This is a genomic window from Psychrobacillus sp. FSL K6-2365 (assembly GCF_038003165.1).
In the GTDB taxonomy this organism is placed as follows: Bacteria; Bacillota; Bacilli; order Bacillales_A; family Planococcaceae; genus Psychrobacillus; species Psychrobacillus psychrodurans.
Genome location: NZ_JBBOOO010000001.1, coordinates 1,998,110 through 2,014,370, shown reverse-complemented (window position 1 = coordinate 2,014,370; position 16,261 = coordinate 1,998,110). Strand labels below are relative to the sequence as shown.

Here is a 16,261-nt window from a genome sequence, read left to right as displayed (position 1 = left end):
GCGAGTCTTGGAGGGCTCATAGTAACATTAGCCTTTAAGCTTAGACTGATAAATGGCGGGCCGAAAGCCAAATGGTTGTAGAGATAGAGGTCCACAATGTTAGTAAATTCGGAAACTCGGTAGACCCTACCGTTCTTTTCTTCCTTTAGAAGAGTATGGTGTACAAGCGATAATAAGCAAGGAAAACAAATGCCTTTGTAGGGAGTGGGACAGCAACGTAGTACCAATGAAGTTGGATAATGCCGATGGAGGAAAGGCTGCTACCAAGTTATCACCCTCATAAGGGACACATTCTACACACATCGGTAGATAACAAATGTATACTAAACTATTGAGGATAGCAGAATCACCATTTTGTTAATGATGATTTGGAGAGCCGTGTGCGAAAATAGCGCAAGCACGGTTCTGTGAGGGGGGGGAACAATCTACCATAAGGTAGAGAGGTTCCCTTCTACTCGACTAGTTAAAAAAGGGGCTGCCTGTACGGGTAGCTTATTTTTTTCGAAGAAGGTATTAATAAAATAATATCGAAATAATAAAGAAGCAGGCTAGTTCAATAAGGTATGCAGCAGTCAAGAAAGTTCATGAGAGTGATAATACTTGGAGCGGTGAAAACTAGTATTAGTGGTATGAATGGTATTGGAATATGATATAAGTAGAATAAATGATTTGAAAATATCGTTATGGTATAATTGGGAAAAAAAGGAGTGAAATTATGAAGAAGATAATTCTTTCCGTCTTATTATTAGTCTTAGCATTTACTACTTTTTTTGTAAAAACAGAAGCAGCAATGCCAACAAAAATCATGTGGGATAACATGGAGCTTAAAACAGGACAAATAGGTAGGGTGACGATGTTAAAGTCAGGATTTACCATATCAAAATATGAGAATGGTGAATTTCGTCCAGCTAGAGTCGTTAAAAAAGGAGAAGTATTTAGAGTATACGGAATAAAAGTAGCTACTTACGCAACTCACTTAGATTTGGGAAATAATTTATGGGCATACCATAGTAGCCATAGAAGTGATGGTAGTAATGTTTATCTTCAAAAGACTGTTAATTATGAGACACCCTCGAAGTCTAAATTAGCATTGTTAAAAGAGTATATTAAATAATTTCAGAAGAACCAATTTTTTTGTTTTCATAATCAAAATAGGTGCTTTAGTTAAAAATTATCGGGTAGCATACGCTGCCCTTTTTCTTATTGAACTAACGCAGCAGTTTAGTTCTATAAGAAAGCTGCAACTTTGGTACTCAACGAATAAAAGAAATTCTGCTAATTAAAGGTCCGATGAGAGGTTAGGAAATGCCAAGTTGAATAGTTGAAGAAGGGGAGTCTCTGAATAGACGCTGCAATAAGGGAGACTAAAGAGGAGTCAGGTATTGATATTGAAGTATTTAAATTCTGCGGTGTATAGTAAAGTTTGATAGTGTGGAGGGATAAGATGTCAAAGTATATTAGTATATTTTTCTTAACTTTGTTAGTTAGTGTAATTTGCTTTTTTATATTTTCTAATGTGTTTGATGGCGGGGATTATGCCGAAACAGCGATTTATACATTCAGTGCAATAATTATCATACTACTATCATTTTTGGTTTCACTCATGTACTACTTAATAAATTTATTAAAAAGAAAACTATAATCTGACTTTTCATTAACGAATGCTTTCGTATTATAAAGTTAACCAGTTTTTACTGGAAGGGTTAAAGCCTAACGCGGTAGGATAATAAAACAACGCCTTAGAAAATTTAGAAATTATAATGGAGGTTATTAGCTTTGCAAAAATGCGAGAAATGCAATACACATTTTAGTTGGAGTAAAATCTATGAATCCTTCTGGCTAAATTATAAACCTATTAATTGTAACGAATGCGATACAACACATAAGATAACAACACCAAGCAGGATAATTTTTGTTTCTTTAACTATTTTTCCAATGCTCACCTTCGGTTATTTTCTGTCTCCTTTTAGCAATGGTCTTGTAACACTTGGCATAGCTATTTTTATTTTACTAATTGGTTCGTTGTTGGCACCTTTTCTTGTTACTTATAAAGAGTCTTTGTGACTAATGAACTTAAGCTAACGGAATGCTTTAGTTGAAGAAAATCCAATACTGGAACACAAATACATATAAAAGGAGGAAACGACAAGTTGAAACTAATTTGTAAAACATGTAATTTGGAAATCTCTGAACCACTATCAGAATTAAAAGACCTCAATTTGATTAATGGAAAAGACGGTCAAGATTATATTCCTAGAGGCTTTTATTTAATTCAAGAGGAAACATCTTACGAACTATTAAAAGGTTCTATCATTATAAACATCAAGGATTTAATCAATTCAAACCGCCATTCAGATAGCAGTAGATTAAATGGTTGTTGTGGACTTGACGGCTGTGATGGAATGAACAGGGTTTGCTTGCATGATCACGAAATTGGTACAGAATACTCTGATTGTTGGAGATTTCATAAAGTTGTATTAAATCCAGAGTTAGTACAACTTATTTGAGATTTACATTTTCATTCCGTATCAAACTAACGCTGCTGTTTATTTGAAGAAGAATTAATGTTCATAATGAAGGTATAATGATGATAAAGGAAATGGATATTCAATGCCATTTAAGGTGAGAAATCGCCAAATATGGTGCGGGGCGGCTGAGTCAATAAGTTTGTTAGTGTCCCATTTCAATTAGCAAAAAGCCTATTTCTTTTTTATAGGAGATTCGCTTTTTTCTTATTAATGAAATTGTGAGGGAGTGATTCATTTATAAGAAGCGTTAACCGTTATATAGAAGTTTCTGACATTTATAAATTTTTGCAGCAAATGAAAGTCTGAAAAGCATAACTCTAAAATGATCTATAAAAGCTAGGAAAATTGATAACTAAAGTTTATGGAAGTTCTGTCTCAAAATCAATTCCTCGAATCAGGAAAAGTGTTGTATAGAAGTTCTTGTCCGTATATACAATATTTTTTGTAAAAGGACACGAACATGGGGACAATGCGAAAGGCTCTACTACAACTTTTATATATCTATAGTCCACATGTCGGTGTCTAATAATTTGGACAGCAACTTGTGGACTATTTAAATTTTTGGACAACAGGTTGAGGACGGTTTACAATGATTTTAACCAGAAAGGGGTAAATTGGTATGTATAATCCTATAATTCATAACGGTTCGAATAAGTTTGGAAATAATAGGTGGAAATCTAACAGTATAAAAATACATCGAGATGTATTTTTGTATAGTGATTTGGAATACGATAATTGGCTATTAGTTGAATGCAATCCAAAAGTGATTACCTTTTGCGAACAACCATTTGAAATAATACTTCCTTATAAATCACAAATCAGAAAATCCATACCTGACATGTGGATTTTATACGACAATGGCGATGAAGAGATTGTTGAAGTAAAATATGCAAGTGATTTAGAGAAGCCCAAAGTGATAGAACAGATTGAAATTCAGCAACAATGGTGTAAAAATAAAAATTTGAAACATCGAGTTTCAACTGATGTAAATATTAGAAATAGTAAAACTTTACTTTCTAACTACAAATTTATAATTAAAATGTTAAAAAATCACCGCAAAGTAAATTCAAATTTTCAAACACAGCTATATAATGACCTAGTTGTTAATTCACACATAAAATTATCGGAATACTCTGTATATAACGAGTTTTCAAGTAAGGATATTTTAAATACTATTGCTTTTTTATTATTTCATGGGGACATTTTAGCAGACCTATCTGATAATCATTTTGGGTTAAATATGGAGGTGAGTTTGAATAATGGAAAAAGACTTTAAAAAAATTCAAAACTCTGGTTTTGATGATTTATCCATGTGGCCAACAGTTTTAGTAGACGATTTGTCATCAGAAAACAAAGAAATTTTCAAAAGACGAAGAGCTGCTGTTCAAGATTATTTTAAAGACAAAGCTACAGTTAATTTAATATGTGAAAAGTATAAATTAAAAAGAAGTAATTTTTATCGATTGCTAGCAAGGTGTTTAGAAATACATTCGGATGGTAAAATTTATGGATATAGGGCTTTAATTCCTAATCAAAGGGTGAAGAGAACAACTCATGCACCATTTGAAGGTTTGTTAAATCGTTATCCTATGTTAGAAGAAGAATTAAAGAGAGATTTTTTTAATGCATATAAAAAGAATGAAGTACGAGAAAAGAATATTAACATAAAGAATATCCATAAAAGGTTTGTGAGAAATTGTGTTAATGTTGGCATTGATTTAAATGAATATCCGTTAAACACTAGTTCAAAAGCGCTTAAATCTGTACAAAGATTCTTAACATCTTTAGCTGATAAGCACTTTATATCTGTTACTTCTAGATATGGAGATGACGCAGTAATGGTTGCTAAAAATACTGGAAGAAATTACTCGGATTTTGAATCCACAACTCCAATCAGACCCTTTGAAAGAGTTGAATTTGACGGTCATAAGATAGACGTATCTTTAGCAATCATTTTTAAGACACCAGAAGGTGATGAGATAGTGGATACTATTAATCGAATTTGGATTCTTTCCATTATCGATGTCGCTACTAGATGTATATTAGGCTATCATTTATGTTTACAAAAAGAATACTCATCTGATGATGTTCTAATGTGTATTAGGAATGCAATAAAACCATGGGAGCCTAAACAGTTAACCATTCCTAAACTTGTATACAAGGAACACTCAGGCTTTCCTTCCTTTTTAATTGATGCAGCTAAATATGGGATATGGGATGAACTTTGTTATGACAATGCAAAGGCGAACCTTGCAATAATTGTACAAGAGAAATTGACAGAATTTGTAGGGTGTTCGATTAATATGGGACCAGTAGCTACCCCTGTAAGACGACCGCATATAGAGCGTTTCTTCCAAACACTTGAGATAAATGGATTTCAACGAATTGTTAGCACGACAGGTAATAGCACAAAAGACCCTCGTAGAAGAAAAGGTTCGGAACAGATTGCAGTAAAATATCAAATTTCGTCCGAACATATAGAGGAAATTGCAGATGTAATAATTGCTGAATATAACATTACTCCCCATAATGGATTGTCAGGACTTACTCCAATAGAAGTAATGAAGCAAAGGATTGAAAAAGGAATGCATATAGATACATTAGCTGAAGACAAACGTAGCGAGTTTCTATTTTTCACAACTAAATTTAAGCGTACGATTCGTGGAAATCTTAATAAAGGAATTCGACCGTCAGTCTTCTTTGAAGGAGTTAAATACAAGAATGATATCATTGCCCATACACCAAGTCTAATCGGAAAAACTGTTACGCTATTAGTGAATGTTGACGATATACGATTTCTAAAAGTGTATTTAGAGAATGGAAGTGAATTAGGGATATTGTCAGCAATTGGAAAATGGGGGGTTAGACCTCATAGCTTAAGAGAAAGGAAAGCTATAAATAAATTAATTAATAGTCGGGAGATTGAAATTCCTACTGGAGAAGATCCTATTGAGATTTATCATAATTTCTTAAAAACAAATGCTTCATCAAAAAATGTTAGAAATAAGTTGGCGAGTTTTGAAAAAAATCAATCCAGTAAGAAAAAACGATATGAAATCACTGCAGATGAAGTTCCTGAGCAAAAAGAGAAAAAATCAAAGCCTAAAAAAGTTGAAGCCGAGCGAGAAAAGGTGAAAGTAAAATTACGTAAGACACTACAATTTTAAAATAATTGTAAAGTAGGTGTTATAAATGTCAAAAAACATAAACCCTTATGCAAAACCATTAGTTGATAAGAATATGCATCCTATAGAAATAGGTGATTATTACTTAGCAACGAATGAAATTAATAGATTGTATTCGCATATTTCTAAGTGGATTAGAAACAGAATACCCGGTGCAATTATTTACGGATATCCAAGAATGGGGAAAACTAGGGCAGTAAATTATGTGATTAGAATTTTGCAAGATGAATTAGGTTCTGACTTTCCAATGTACCACATTTCCAGTCGTACAAGAAAAAATCCAAACGAGAACTATTTCTTTGAAGATTTGCTTATTGGAATTAATCATGATTTAGCATTGGTAGGTTCTAAACCCAATGTTAAGCGAAAAAGACTGTTAAATGCTCTTATAGAACAAGCAGAAATGGCCAACTCGAATAAGGTTGTTTTATTTTTAGATGATGCTCAAAATTTATTCGAACTAGAATACCGTTGGCTAATGGATCTATATAATGAGTTGGCTTTAAATAATGTTCATCTTATAGTATTTTTAGTTGGCCAAATAGAGCTTATGTTCCAACGAACTGCGTACAGAGACAGTGGCAAGTATCAATTAGTAGGTCGTTTCATGTCTCAGGATTATGAGTTTAAAGGCTTATTAGATATAGATGATATTGAGGAATGCCTTGCAGGATATGATGAATTTTCAGAATACCCTATAAAAAGTGGTTGGAGCTATACCAGATTTTATTTTCCAGAAGCATTTAGTAAAGGGTTTCGACTTACACAACTCTCTACTGATATTATGGATACAGTTCAGTCTTTAAGACGTAAAAACCATATTAAAAATCAATTAGATATTCCGATGCAATATTTTGTACTTTTTGTAGAAAATATTATGTTACAATATGGCTCTTTTAATGATGAAGAGTACGATATTTCTCACTTAACAAAAGAACAGATTGAGGAGATTTTCTTGCAAACTGGATATATTGAGTGGGAAATTCATGGTAGAAAAACTTAATTTTTTTCGAAGACAGGAGGAGTATGTATATCAAAAATTTCTATATTGTGGAATAAGGAATGGATCCAAGATTATGAGTCAGTTTGGGGAATAATTGAAAAGTTTAAACTTTCAAATGCAATAAATGGATATGAATTATTGCCTCTTATAGGGGATAGAGAAATAATGGAGAAAAATAATTTTCAAAATGTAGGTATTAAATTTAGAGAAGTAATTGCAATGTCTCACTTATCTCCCACATTGATTGAGAAATACTTTGCTGTTAATTTACACAGTTACAATGAGGACTTAATAAATTCAGCTGTTCATGTTTTTCCTGATCACCAAAAATTAGCTTCATTATTTTATCCAGCATTATCTTATTGTTCAATTTGCTTAAGCGAAGGTTATCACAGCATATTCCATCAAATTAGACTTTACAGTCACTGTGCCTTTCATCCATCTGAAAAATTAAAGCTAACATGTCCTTATTGTGATGAAATTTTCAAGGAGTATTCTGTTGGAAAGAAAGAAGATGCTTTTTGCTGCCAGTACTGTCAAAATCCCATCATTAATAACATGTCATTACAAAAGATTAAATATCACTGGAAAAGCCGTAAAGTCATTAAGCATAAATTAGTGGAAGATTGGTTGAATATATCACAAGAAACAGTAAATAAATATCACTTTTACTTCTCTTCTAATTCCTTAAATGCAGATGAGCTAGTTAGCGGAATGTCAAACTATTATGCTGACTTCCCAAAGCTATTCAATCTTTTTTTTAACCTACAAAAAGATGAGCAAAATATAGGTAATTATCCCTCTAATCTACTACAAATTAAGCCTAATACACTGAAGTATCAAGAAACAGAAGTTAAATATAGCTGGAATTATATGTATCAGAAACTATTTGTTCAGTATCTTGGAGAAATCTCAGATAACAAAGCAACTGTCCGAGAAATGAATTTAAGTTTGCACTTTGAATGCTATATTCAATCAAAAGCAATTTTGAAAGCTGCAGAACGTTACATTCTAAATAAAAAAATACCTCATCACAAAAAATGTGTGAAGAGTTTTTTTAAAGAACAATCTGGGAATAATAAATGTGTTTATGCAAGGGCTTTTGTAGAATGGAAGAGCGAGAGTTATGGATATGGGCTAGAAACATGGCGAATAGAAAGGCCACTCGGTATGACTGCACCCAAATTTTATAACGAGGATTGGCTCGACAGTTTTCAAATTTTCCCGAAATTAAATTGCTCAAATGAATTTGAATCTGTTTTGAGATACCTAACAAGAAATCGGTGTAACTATCAATTTAACGTCATTTCATATGTCATTAACGCATTTTTGTTTAAAATCCTAGTCAATCGTTTTGAACAGTTTGTAAATATATTTGATAAAGATATGAATTATTATTATCATGACATTCTACGGAGGAACACACCATTATTTATTCTCGCTGTAGGGAAGGATGAAAGGAAGGAAATATCCATTTTACTTTAATTTTTTAATGAAATTCTCCAGATTGACTTCATCATCTGAGTAAGATTCAAAAAAAAGATGAAGGAGACTATCAAATTGATAATCACTAAAAGCGATCTTTTCAAAATCTTAATACCTAATGAAAAGAACAAGAGTAGTGTTTGATAACAGTTAACCTATTAAATAACTTGGTATCATGTAATCGCTACTTTGTTTTTCCATCATTTCTGAATAAAGTAGAGGGGCTTAAGAACCAATTAATGCAGCATCTAATAGTGCTTCTTTGTTTTCTAAAATCTTCATGGTGGTTATGTAATGACACCTATCCTACAATGCAATTATACAAACGAAATAGTTGTTTAAAAAAGCCCCGCTTTGTTTTCCATACCCAAGAAATATCCATAAAGGTAAAATTTTTATTACAAATTTAAAATAATAAGGTTGCAAACTACATATAAGTTGAGTATTATATAAGCAAATCATTATATACTAATAGTGAAATCATATAAGGAGGTGTCTTTAAATGGATTTATCTAAGGTTGAGATTGAAAAAGCTGCAACAATATTGAAGTTGTTAGGTGACAAAACAAGACTAACCATGCTTAAAATGTTAGACACGAATGATTATTGCGTTTGTGAATTTGTTGAAATATTTAAAGTAAGTCAGCCTGCTATTAGTCAGCACGTAAGGAAATTAAAAGATGCGGGATTGGTACGTGAAACAAGAAGAGGTCAATGGATTATCTATTCATTGAACAAGGAAAGTGATGTTATTCCATTTCTCCAGAGCTTGATTCATCACCTTCCTAACCAAGATTTTAAACTACAAGAATTAGAAGAACAGGGATTACGTATCTCATGTGAATAATGGAGGTTAGTATTTTGTCACCAGTTATTTTAGCATCATTGATTTTCTTAGTAACGCTTGTGTTTGTTATATGGCAACCAAAAGGGTTGAACATTGGTTGGTCTGCTTGTGGTGGAGCTATTATAGCGTTATTAGTAGGAGTTGTGGACTTTGGTGATGTCGTAGAAGTTGTAGACATTACTTGGAACGCCACTTTGTCCTTTATTGCAATTATACTTATTTCCTTAATTTTAGATGAGATTGGCTTATTTGAATGGTCTGCATTACATATGGCAAAGGCCGCTAAAAGCAATGGGATTAAGATGTTCATTTATGTAAGTGTGTTAGGTGCTATTGTAGCTGCCTTTTTTGCTAATGATGGGGCTGCGTTAATATTAACACCAATTGTTTTGGCAATGGTTCGGAACTTGAACTTCAATGAAAAAATGATTTTCCCATTCATTATGGCGAGTGGGTTTATAGCAGATACAACATCGCTACCATTCGTGGTTAGTAACCTAGTTAACATTGTATCAGCTGATTTCTTTAATATTGGTTTCGTGGAATATGCTTCTAGAATGATTATTCCTAACATATTTTCTCTGATTGCAACAATCAGCGTATTATTATTTTATTTTAGAAAAAGCATTCCAAGAACATATGACTTATCAAAACTTAGAGAACCAAAAGAAGCTATTAAAGATATAAAAATGTTTCATCTTTCATGGTATGTACTTGCTGTATTAGTTATCGGTTACTTTAGTAGTGAGTTCATCCAGGTTCCTGTTTCCATTGTAGCAGGATTAATCGCGATTTTCTTTATTATCATGGCAAGAAGAAGTAGTGCTGTTGATACAAGAACAGTTATTAAAGGAGCTCCCTGGAATATTGTGTTTTTCTCTATAGGTATGTATGTTGTCGTTTACGGCCTAGGGAATGCAGGACTTACAAGCGTTTTAGCTGGAGTTATAGAAGTAGCGGCAGAACAAGGACTATTCGTAGCAACGATGTCGATGGGCTTCATTGCAGCCTTCCTTTCATCCCTTATGAATAACATGCCAACCGTAATGATCGATGCATTAGCGATTGCAGAAACGAATACTTCTGGTATAATTCGCGAAGCACTTATTTATGCTAACGTGATTGGATCCGACTTAGGACCAAAAATCACACCGATTGGTTCACTTGCAACACTAGTATGGCTTCATGTTTTATCCCAAAAAGGCGTAAAAATTTCATGGGGTACTTATTTTAAAACAGGTATTGTCTTAACAGTACCTATTCTATTTATTACATTATTAGGTCTATATATTTCCTTATTGTTTTTCTAATATGGGAAATTAATTAATGTAACTCAAAAAACTATTACTTTTTATAAAGGTTGAAACCAAAGGAGATTTCTTACTATGTCAAAAAAAACACTTTACTTTTTATGTACAGGTAATTCATGCAGAAGCCAAATGGCAGAAGGCTGGGGGAAAAAATATTTAGGTGATGAGTGGGAAGTTCTAAGTGCGGGTATTGAAGCACATGGCTTAAACCCGAATGCTGTTAAAGCAATGAATGAGGTTGGAATCGATATTTCTAATCAGACTTCAGATATCATTGATATGGAAACGTTAAATAATGCGGAGTTTGTAGTTACTCTTTGCGGTGATGCTGCAGATAAATGTCCAATGACACCACCACACGTTAAACGTGATCACTGGGGCTTTGACGACCCTGCAAAAGCAGAGGGAACTGATGAAGAGAAGTGGGCTACCTTCCAACGAGTTCGTGATGAAGTTGGAGAAAGAATCAAGCGTTTTGCTGAGACAGGTGAATGATTTCCATTACCAAGAGAATATTCTCTTGGTTCTCTTTTAACTGAGATATAAGTATATGCTTATTTGATACTATATAGGGAGGTTTTTAGGTATGAAAAAAGTAGAAATTTTTGATCCGGCGATGTGTTGTTCAACTGGAGTATGTGGACCAAGTGTTGACCCAGAATTAACGAGAGTCGCTTCGGCTTTGTATTCACTCGAAAAAAAGGGATTTAATATTACCCGATATCAGTTAACAAATAACCCGGATAAGTTTGTTGAAAATAGTGCAGTAAACAATGCGTTACATGAAAATGGAACAGATGCTTTGCCAGTAGTTTTAGTAGATGGTGAAATTGTAAAACTAGGAAGTTACCCAACAAACGATGAACTTGCAGAATGGTTTAATGTAGGTTTGGAAGAACTAAAAGAAAAGCCTAAAGGTCGACTTTCTATTAATTTAAATTCACTTTAAAACGGAAAGAAGAGATAATTATGTTTCAAGATTTTCAGCCAAAGAATGTAATAAATACTCCATTTTTGTTTTTGACAGGAAAAGGGGGAGTAGGAAAAACTTCCACAGCTTGTGCGACTGCTATTTCATTAGCAGATAAGGGGAAAAAGGTCTTATTAATTAGTACCGATCCTGCCTCCAATCTACAAGATGTATTTGGTATCGAACTAACTAACTCACCAAAGGAAGTTCCAAATGTTGATAATCTATATGCATGTAACTTAGACCCGGAGGCTTCTGCAAAAACCTATCGGGAAAAGGTTGTTGGACCGTATCGAGGAAAACTTCCTGAATCTGTAGTCATCACGATGGAAGAACAATTATCAGGTGCGTGTACTGTGGAAATAGCCGCATTTGATGAGTTTACAAGCTTGCTGACAAACAATGAAGTGGTAAGTCAGTATGATCATGTTATTTTTGATACTGCACCAACTGGGCATACATTACGACTTTTACAACTTCCAACGGCATGGAATGGGTTCCTAGAGGAAAGTACGCATGGAGCATCATGTTTAGGTCCATTATCAGGATTAGCTGGTAAAAAAGATCTCTATTCTAAAGCAGTAGAGGTTTTAGCCGATGCTACAAAAACTACATTAATTTTAGTTACAAGACCAGACGTTTCTTCTCTGTTAGAAGCTGATCGTGCATCAATGGAACTAAAAGATATAGGGATAAAAAATCAACTTGTTATTGTGAACGGGCTTCTTCGTGAGTATCTAAAAGAGGATGAGGTATCATCTGCATTTTATCAACGACAAAGAAATGCTTTAAAACAGATCCCCAAAAATTTGAAGCAGTCTGTAATATATTCTTTACCTTTTGTTTCATATTCCTTAACAGGTGTAGAAAATCTTCGTTATCTATTCAAAATGTACACATCATCAACACTTATATCTAACAATCAGCCTGAATTAAGTAACCAATCTAAATTGAAGGATATTATAGCTGACTTTTCTTCCTCAGATACAAAGTTAATCTTTACTATGGGTAAAGGCGGGGTCGGAAAAACAACTGTCGCATCAGCAATTGCAGTTGGTTTAGTTGAAAAGGGACATCGTGTCCATTTAACAACAACAGATCCTGCTGCACATCTTAATTATCAGTTTCAAAGTAAATTAATGAACCAAAATTTAAGCATCAGTAGTATTGATCCAAAACGAGAAGTAGAAAAATATAAAGCAGATATATTATCTAAAGCAAGTAAAGATTTGGATGAAGACGGCATTGCGTACCTACAAGAAGACCTAAATTCACCTTGTACAGAGGAAATTGCAGTATTCCGTGCATTTGCAGAAGTAGTGGCTAAAACGGATGATGAAATCGTAGTAATCGATACAGCACCAACAGGTCATACTTTACTATTGTTAGATGCAGCTCAGTCCTACAGTAAAGAAATAGAGAAGTCTACAGGTGAAGTACCACAAAGCGTGCAAAATCTACTTCCTTTACTTCGAAATCCAAAAGTAACAGAGGTAGTTATCGTAACATTGGCTGAAGCCACACCAGTTTTAGAAGCCTCTCGACTACAAGAAGATCTAAGACGAGCAAAAATAAGCCCCAAATGGTGGGTTATTAATCAAAGTTTATATGCTACTAATACAAAAGATCCAGTATTAAGTGCAAAAGCAATGGGTGAGTTGGAATGGATTCATGAAGTAAATAAAAATAAAGCATTAAACTGTGCTATTATTCCGTGGCTACATGAAGAAAAAGTTGGATATGACAAACTAAAAGATTATATTAACTAATTGGTGGGTGAATGTAATGACAAAAAAGAATTATCAAGAATTGATTAAAGAACGCATTTATATTGGCGGTGCCGATGATGTAGTTGATGTACTCGGAAATGAAAAAGTAGATACAGTATTTGATTTAAGAGCGGAATCGCCAAAAGTACGCTCTAATGAGATTAGTGTACACTGTCCAATCATTGATGATGCAGACCAGCAAGACACTTCTATAAAGAACTCAATTGAACAGGTAGTGGATGCATATAATAAAGGGAAAAATGTCTACTTTCACTGCCAGGGTGGAAGTAACCGTACTGGAACAGTGGCGATTGGAACGTTACTTACATTAGGAAAAGCAAACACAATTGAAGAAGCAGAAAAAATAGCTAAAGCAGTACGACCGAAAATTAGTGTAAAACCAGAAATGAAAGAAGCTTTGAAAAGAATCTTTCCAAATGCATAAAAAATTTTAGGAGGAATAATTAAATGAACATTACAGATGGAGCGAAAAAACTACTAGAAAACTTTATAAGCGAAAAAGGTGTTGAGGGAATTCGCCTCTTTACTAATGCTGGTTGCTGCGGACCTCAATTTGCATTGTCTTTAGATTCACCACTAGAATCGGATACGATTCAAACGATCAATGGCATTAAGTTAGCAATTGATTCACAAGTTACTTCTACAGAGGGTCTGACTCTTGATATCGAAGAAAATAACGAAGGTGCTGGACTTGTTCTTATAGGTGGTAGCAGTTCCTGTTAATGAAAATTAACGGTGTTTCAAAAAATGCTGAACAATAAGCAAGGAATGCCGTTGGTTTGGAATAAAGATTGATTAACACATCTTCAGATGCTAATACTAATAGAAAATTATAGCCCCTATTTTGAACAAAGGATGATCAAAGGGGGCTATTTTTCATGTCTATTTTAGTGCTTTTTGTAATAAAGAAGATTATTTCGGAAGACGAATATTCAACTAAAGCACCCGTGAGTTCAACAAGGAGTATTCTTTTTTTCAAGTTGCCCTATTAGTTCAAGTAATTTGTTCTTAATAAAAGGATCGGTTTCTGCAGGTAATTGGTCTAATTTAAAAAATTGAGCTTCAATTGCTTGATTCTCATCAGGTGTTAGTTCTCTTTCAAAGTCTGAGCATAGATAGCCAATTGCAACAGTCTGATACTGATCGCCACTTTCCTCGACACGATTAATTAATTCTTTGCCTGAATAGACACCAAATAACTGTAATGTATTTAACGTGATACCAAAATCTTTTTGTACAGTTCGTTTAATACATTCCTCAATAGACTCATTTAACTGCAATATGCCACCAGGAATGCCCCATGTTCCACCTATGAATCGATACAATAAAATATCTCCAGATCGATTGATGATCGCTACACTTGGTCGTACGATGATTAATGGGGAATTTCCAATCATTTCTCTCATTTTTTCACAATAATCCATAAAAACCTCCTAAGAAAATTGATTCATATAACACCACATAAATGAAGGTTTAACCTGCACAACAAGATAATTTTGATACATCTTTATCAAACGTAAGGGCAGCTAATTTTAATCCTTCTGCCATTGTTAAATATGGAGCCAGGGTTTCTCGGAGATCCTCCACGGTTAAACCGAATTTGACAGCCAGTGTCGCCGCATAAATTATTTCTCCTGCATTTTCTGCTACCACATGAGCGCCTAATATCTTCATTGTTTTTACGTCTGCCACTAATTTAAAAACTCCTGTGGTTTCTCGATTAACCAAAGCTCTCGGAACGGCATCTAAAGGCAAGACGGATGTTTTCACTTCATAGCCTTTTTCTTTTGCTTGTTGCTCGGTTAAACCAACGGTTGCAATCGCTGGAGCTGTAAACGTAACCCCTGGAACCACTTCTAAATTCAGCTTCTTATTCAGTCCTCCGATGGCATTTCCTGCTGCAATTCCACCTTGATAAGCTGCCACATATACAAATTGAGGACCAAGCGTCACATCTCCTGCTGCATAGACGCTTGAATTCGTTGTTTTTGAATACTCATCGATCATAATTTCACCACGGGAGCCTACTACAACACCAGCTACTTCTAAATTCAAGGTCGTCGTATTTGGTGTTCTTCCAGTGGCAACTAGTACTTGATCTGCTTCAATGATTTGCTTCTTGCCATTGATTTCAACATGAACCTTTTTAACGTCTCCGTCTTGTTCGATTCGTTCAAAGGATGCTCCTGTTACTAAATTAATCCCTTGTTCTGTTAATGCTTGCGTGATCGCTTCTGAAACTTCAGGATCGTATTCTTTTAACAGTCGTGGACTTCTTTGCATCAACGTTACTTCTGAACCCAAATGATGGAATAGTTGTCCCAATTCCATACCGATATAACCTGAACCAATGACTGTAAGACGACTTGGAACCTGTTTTAATTCAAGTAATGATGTACTTGTTAAATAATCTACCTCTTCTATTCCAGGAATCTTTGGTACAGCTGGTGAAGCACCTGTCGCGATTAAAAATCGTTTAGCTGATAACTGCATGCCATTCACTTCGACGGTTTTTTCATCCACGAATTTCGCTTCACCTTTTATTAATTTAAAGCCGTAGTCATCAATTAAATCAACATATTTCGAGTTTCGAAGATCCGTCACCAAATCGTTTTTCTGCTTAATTAATGGAGTCAAATCGACATTGCCTGCTGACGTGTGCAATCCCACAAACGGATTGTTTTTTGCTATATGATTGATTTCTCCAGCTCTTAACAGCGTCTTTGAAGGAACACATCCGATGTTCACGCATGTTCCACCCACTGTGCCACGTTCGATGATTGCCACGTTCGCTCCGTATTTCGCAGCTTCAATGGCAGATGAAAAGGATGCTCCACCAGAACCAATGATAATGTAGTCATAATCATAATCGCCTTCATCTCCAAGTTGCACCGTTTCTTGCTGTTGTACCTCTTCTGTCTCTCCAGGCTGGTATTCGGCATCAGAAATTGCCTTTTTCGCTATTTCCACCTCCACGTCATTCGGAAGTTCAAATACAGCTTCCTCGCGACGAAAATCCACTTCAATCTCTTTTGCACCCATGTTTTCAAGAGCAACAGCAACATGCTCTTCACAGCCCGTGCAAGTCATTCCAATGATTTTAACCCGATATTTTTTCACTATTTATTCCTCCTTATATTGAT

At 34.4% G+C, this 16,261-nt stretch carries 16 protein-coding genes and 1 pseudogene; 15 read left to right on the top strand and 2 right to left on the bottom strand.

All coding sequences use genetic code 11. The features are described from left to right. Positions 1–715: 715 nt before the first annotated feature. The 15 genes and pseudogenes from MKY29_RS09660 to MKY29_RS09595 all read left to right on the top strand — a co-directional run bounded on the left by MKY29_RS09660 (position 716) and on the right by MKY29_RS09595 (position 13,841). On the top strand, positions 716–1,114 hold the full coding sequence (locus MKY29_RS09660; RefSeq protein WP_241599892.1) for a hypothetical protein: 399 nt from the start codon (positions 716–718) through the stop codon (positions 1,112–1,114). Positions 1,115–1,246: 132 nt separating this feature from the next. After that, a pseudogene (locus MKY29_RS09655) lies at positions 1,247–1,414 on the top strand (NUDIX domain-containing protein); the annotation flags it as partial. A gap of 362 nt (positions 1,415–1,776) precedes the next feature. Then, entirely contained in the window at positions 1,777–2,064 is a 288-nt protein-coding gene (locus MKY29_RS22010) for a TIGR04104 family putative zinc finger protein (RefSeq protein ID WP_420877838.1), read from the top strand. 113 nt (positions 2,065–2,177) lie between these two features. Next, the gene (locus MKY29_RS09650) at positions 2,178–2,507 is read left to right on the top strand and encodes a hypothetical protein (RefSeq protein WP_340879636.1); all 330 of its coding nucleotides are present in this window, start codon (positions 2,178–2,180) and stop codon (positions 2,505–2,507) included. A gap of 640 nt (positions 2,508–3,147) precedes the next feature. Further along, a complete protein-coding gene (locus tag MKY29_RS09645) occupies positions 3,148–3,804 on the top strand; it encodes a TnsA endonuclease N-terminal domain-containing protein (protein WP_340879635.1) in 657 nt (218 codons plus the stop codon). After that, complete coding sequence (locus MKY29_RS09640; RefSeq protein WP_340879634.1) at positions 3,788–5,695, top strand: hypothetical protein; 1,908 nt, start codon at positions 3,788–3,790, stop codon at positions 5,693–5,695. The genes MKY29_RS09645 and MKY29_RS09640 overlap by 17 nt, the downstream gene beginning before the upstream one ends. Positions 5,696–5,720: 25 nt before the next feature. After that, a complete protein-coding gene (locus tag MKY29_RS09635; protein WP_340879633.1) occupies positions 5,721–6,716 on the top strand; it encodes an ATP-binding protein in 996 nt (331 codons plus the stop codon). 45 nt (positions 6,717–6,761) lie between these two features. Then, on the top strand, positions 6,762–8,201 hold the full coding sequence (locus MKY29_RS09630; protein WP_340879632.1) for a hypothetical protein: 1,440 nt from the start codon (positions 6,762–6,764) through the stop codon (positions 8,199–8,201). A gap of 502 nt (positions 8,202–8,703) precedes the next feature. Next, the gene (locus tag MKY29_RS09625; protein ID WP_340879631.1) at positions 8,704–9,048 is read left to right on the top strand and encodes an ArsR/SmtB family transcription factor; all 345 of its coding nucleotides are present in this window, start codon (positions 8,704–8,706) and stop codon (positions 9,046–9,048) included. After that, complete coding sequence (locus MKY29_RS09620) at positions 9,048–10,358, top strand: arsenic transporter (protein WP_445677872.1); 1,311 nt, start codon at positions 9,048–9,050, stop codon at positions 10,356–10,358. The genes MKY29_RS09625 and MKY29_RS09620 overlap by 1 nt, the downstream gene beginning before the upstream one ends. 75 nt (positions 10,359–10,433) lie before the next feature. Continuing rightward, a complete protein-coding gene (gene arsC / locus MKY29_RS09615) occupies positions 10,434–10,853 on the top strand; it encodes an arsenate reductase (thioredoxin) (RefSeq protein ID WP_340879629.1) in 420 nt (139 codons plus the stop codon). Positions 10,854–10,944: 91 nt separating this feature from the next. Continuing rightward, positions 10,945–11,307 (top strand): arsenite efflux transporter metallochaperone ArsD, encoded by a 363-nt coding sequence (gene arsD / locus MKY29_RS09610; RefSeq protein WP_340879628.1) that lies wholly within the window; start codon positions 10,945–10,947, stop codon positions 11,305–11,307. 20 nt (positions 11,308–11,327) lie between these two features. Then, complete coding sequence (gene arsA, locus MKY29_RS09605) at positions 11,328–13,097, top strand: arsenical pump-driving ATPase (protein WP_340879627.1); 1,770 nt, start codon at positions 11,328–11,330, stop codon at positions 13,095–13,097. 16 nt (positions 13,098–13,113) lie between these two features. After that, positions 13,114–13,542: a protein-tyrosine phosphatase family protein gene (locus tag MKY29_RS09600; RefSeq protein ID WP_340879626.1), complete on the top strand. Its 429-nt coding sequence runs from the start codon at positions 13,114–13,116 to the stop codon at positions 13,540–13,542. 23 nt (positions 13,543–13,565) lie between these two features. Continuing rightward, on the top strand, positions 13,566–13,841 hold the full coding sequence (locus MKY29_RS09595; protein ID WP_340879625.1) for an iron-sulfur cluster biosynthesis family protein: 276 nt from the start codon (positions 13,566–13,568) through the stop codon (positions 13,839–13,841). Positions 13,842–14,071: 230 nt separating this feature from the next. Here the strand turns inward: MKY29_RS09595 and MKY29_RS09590 are convergent, their stop codons facing one another. Both MKY29_RS09590 and merA read right to left on the bottom strand, forming a co-directional pair. Next, on the bottom strand, positions 14,072–14,542 hold the full coding sequence (locus MKY29_RS09590) for an NUDIX domain-containing protein (RefSeq protein ID WP_340879624.1): 471 nt from the start codon (positions 14,540–14,542) through the stop codon (positions 14,072–14,074). Positions 14,543–14,591: 49 nt separating this feature from the next. Continuing rightward, a complete protein-coding gene (merA, locus tag MKY29_RS09585; protein ID WP_340879623.1) occupies positions 14,592–16,238 on the bottom strand; it encodes a mercury(II) reductase in 1,647 nt (548 codons plus the stop codon). Positions 16,239–16,261: the final 23 nt, after the last annotated feature.

Bases quoted from the DNA above. Each gene is read 5' to 3' on its own strand.
- MKY29_RS09660 (WP_241599892.1), top strand. From the start codon at position 716: ATGAAGAAGATAATTCTTTCCGTCTTATTATTAGTCTTAGCATTTACT.
- MKY29_RS09645 (WP_340879635.1), top strand. From the start codon at position 3,148: ATGTATAATCCTATAATTCATAACGGTTCGAATAAGTTTGGAAATAAT.
- MKY29_RS09640 (WP_340879634.1), top strand. From the start codon at position 3,788: ATGGAAAAAGACTTTAAAAAAATTCAAAACTCTGGTTTTGATGATTTA.
- MKY29_RS09635 (WP_340879633.1), top strand. From the start codon at position 5,721: ATGTCAAAAAACATAAACCCTTATGCAAAACCATTAGTTGATAAGAAT.
- MKY29_RS09625 (WP_340879631.1), top strand. From the start codon at position 8,704: ATGGATTTATCTAAGGTTGAGATTGAAAAAGCTGCAACAATATTGAAG.
- MKY29_RS09620 (WP_445677872.1), top strand. From the start codon at position 9,048: ATGGAGGTTAGTATTTTGTCACCAGTTATTTTAGCATCATTGATTTTC.
- arsC (WP_340879629.1), top strand. From the start codon at position 10,434: ATGTCAAAAAAAACACTTTACTTTTTATGTACAGGTAATTCATGCAGA.
- arsD (WP_340879628.1), top strand. From the start codon at position 10,945: ATGAAAAAAGTAGAAATTTTTGATCCGGCGATGTGTTGTTCAACTGGA.
- arsA (WP_340879627.1), top strand. From the start codon at position 11,328: ATGTTTCAAGATTTTCAGCCAAAGAATGTAATAAATACTCCATTTTTG.
- MKY29_RS09600 (WP_340879626.1), top strand. From the start codon at position 13,114: ATGACAAAAAAGAATTATCAAGAATTGATTAAAGAACGCATTTATATT.
- MKY29_RS09595 (WP_340879625.1), top strand. From the start codon at position 13,566: ATGAACATTACAGATGGAGCGAAAAAACTACTAGAAAACTTTATAAGC.
- MKY29_RS09590 (WP_340879624.1), bottom strand. From the start codon at position 14,542: ATGGATTATTGTGAAAAAATGAGAGAAATGATTGGAAATTCCCCATTA.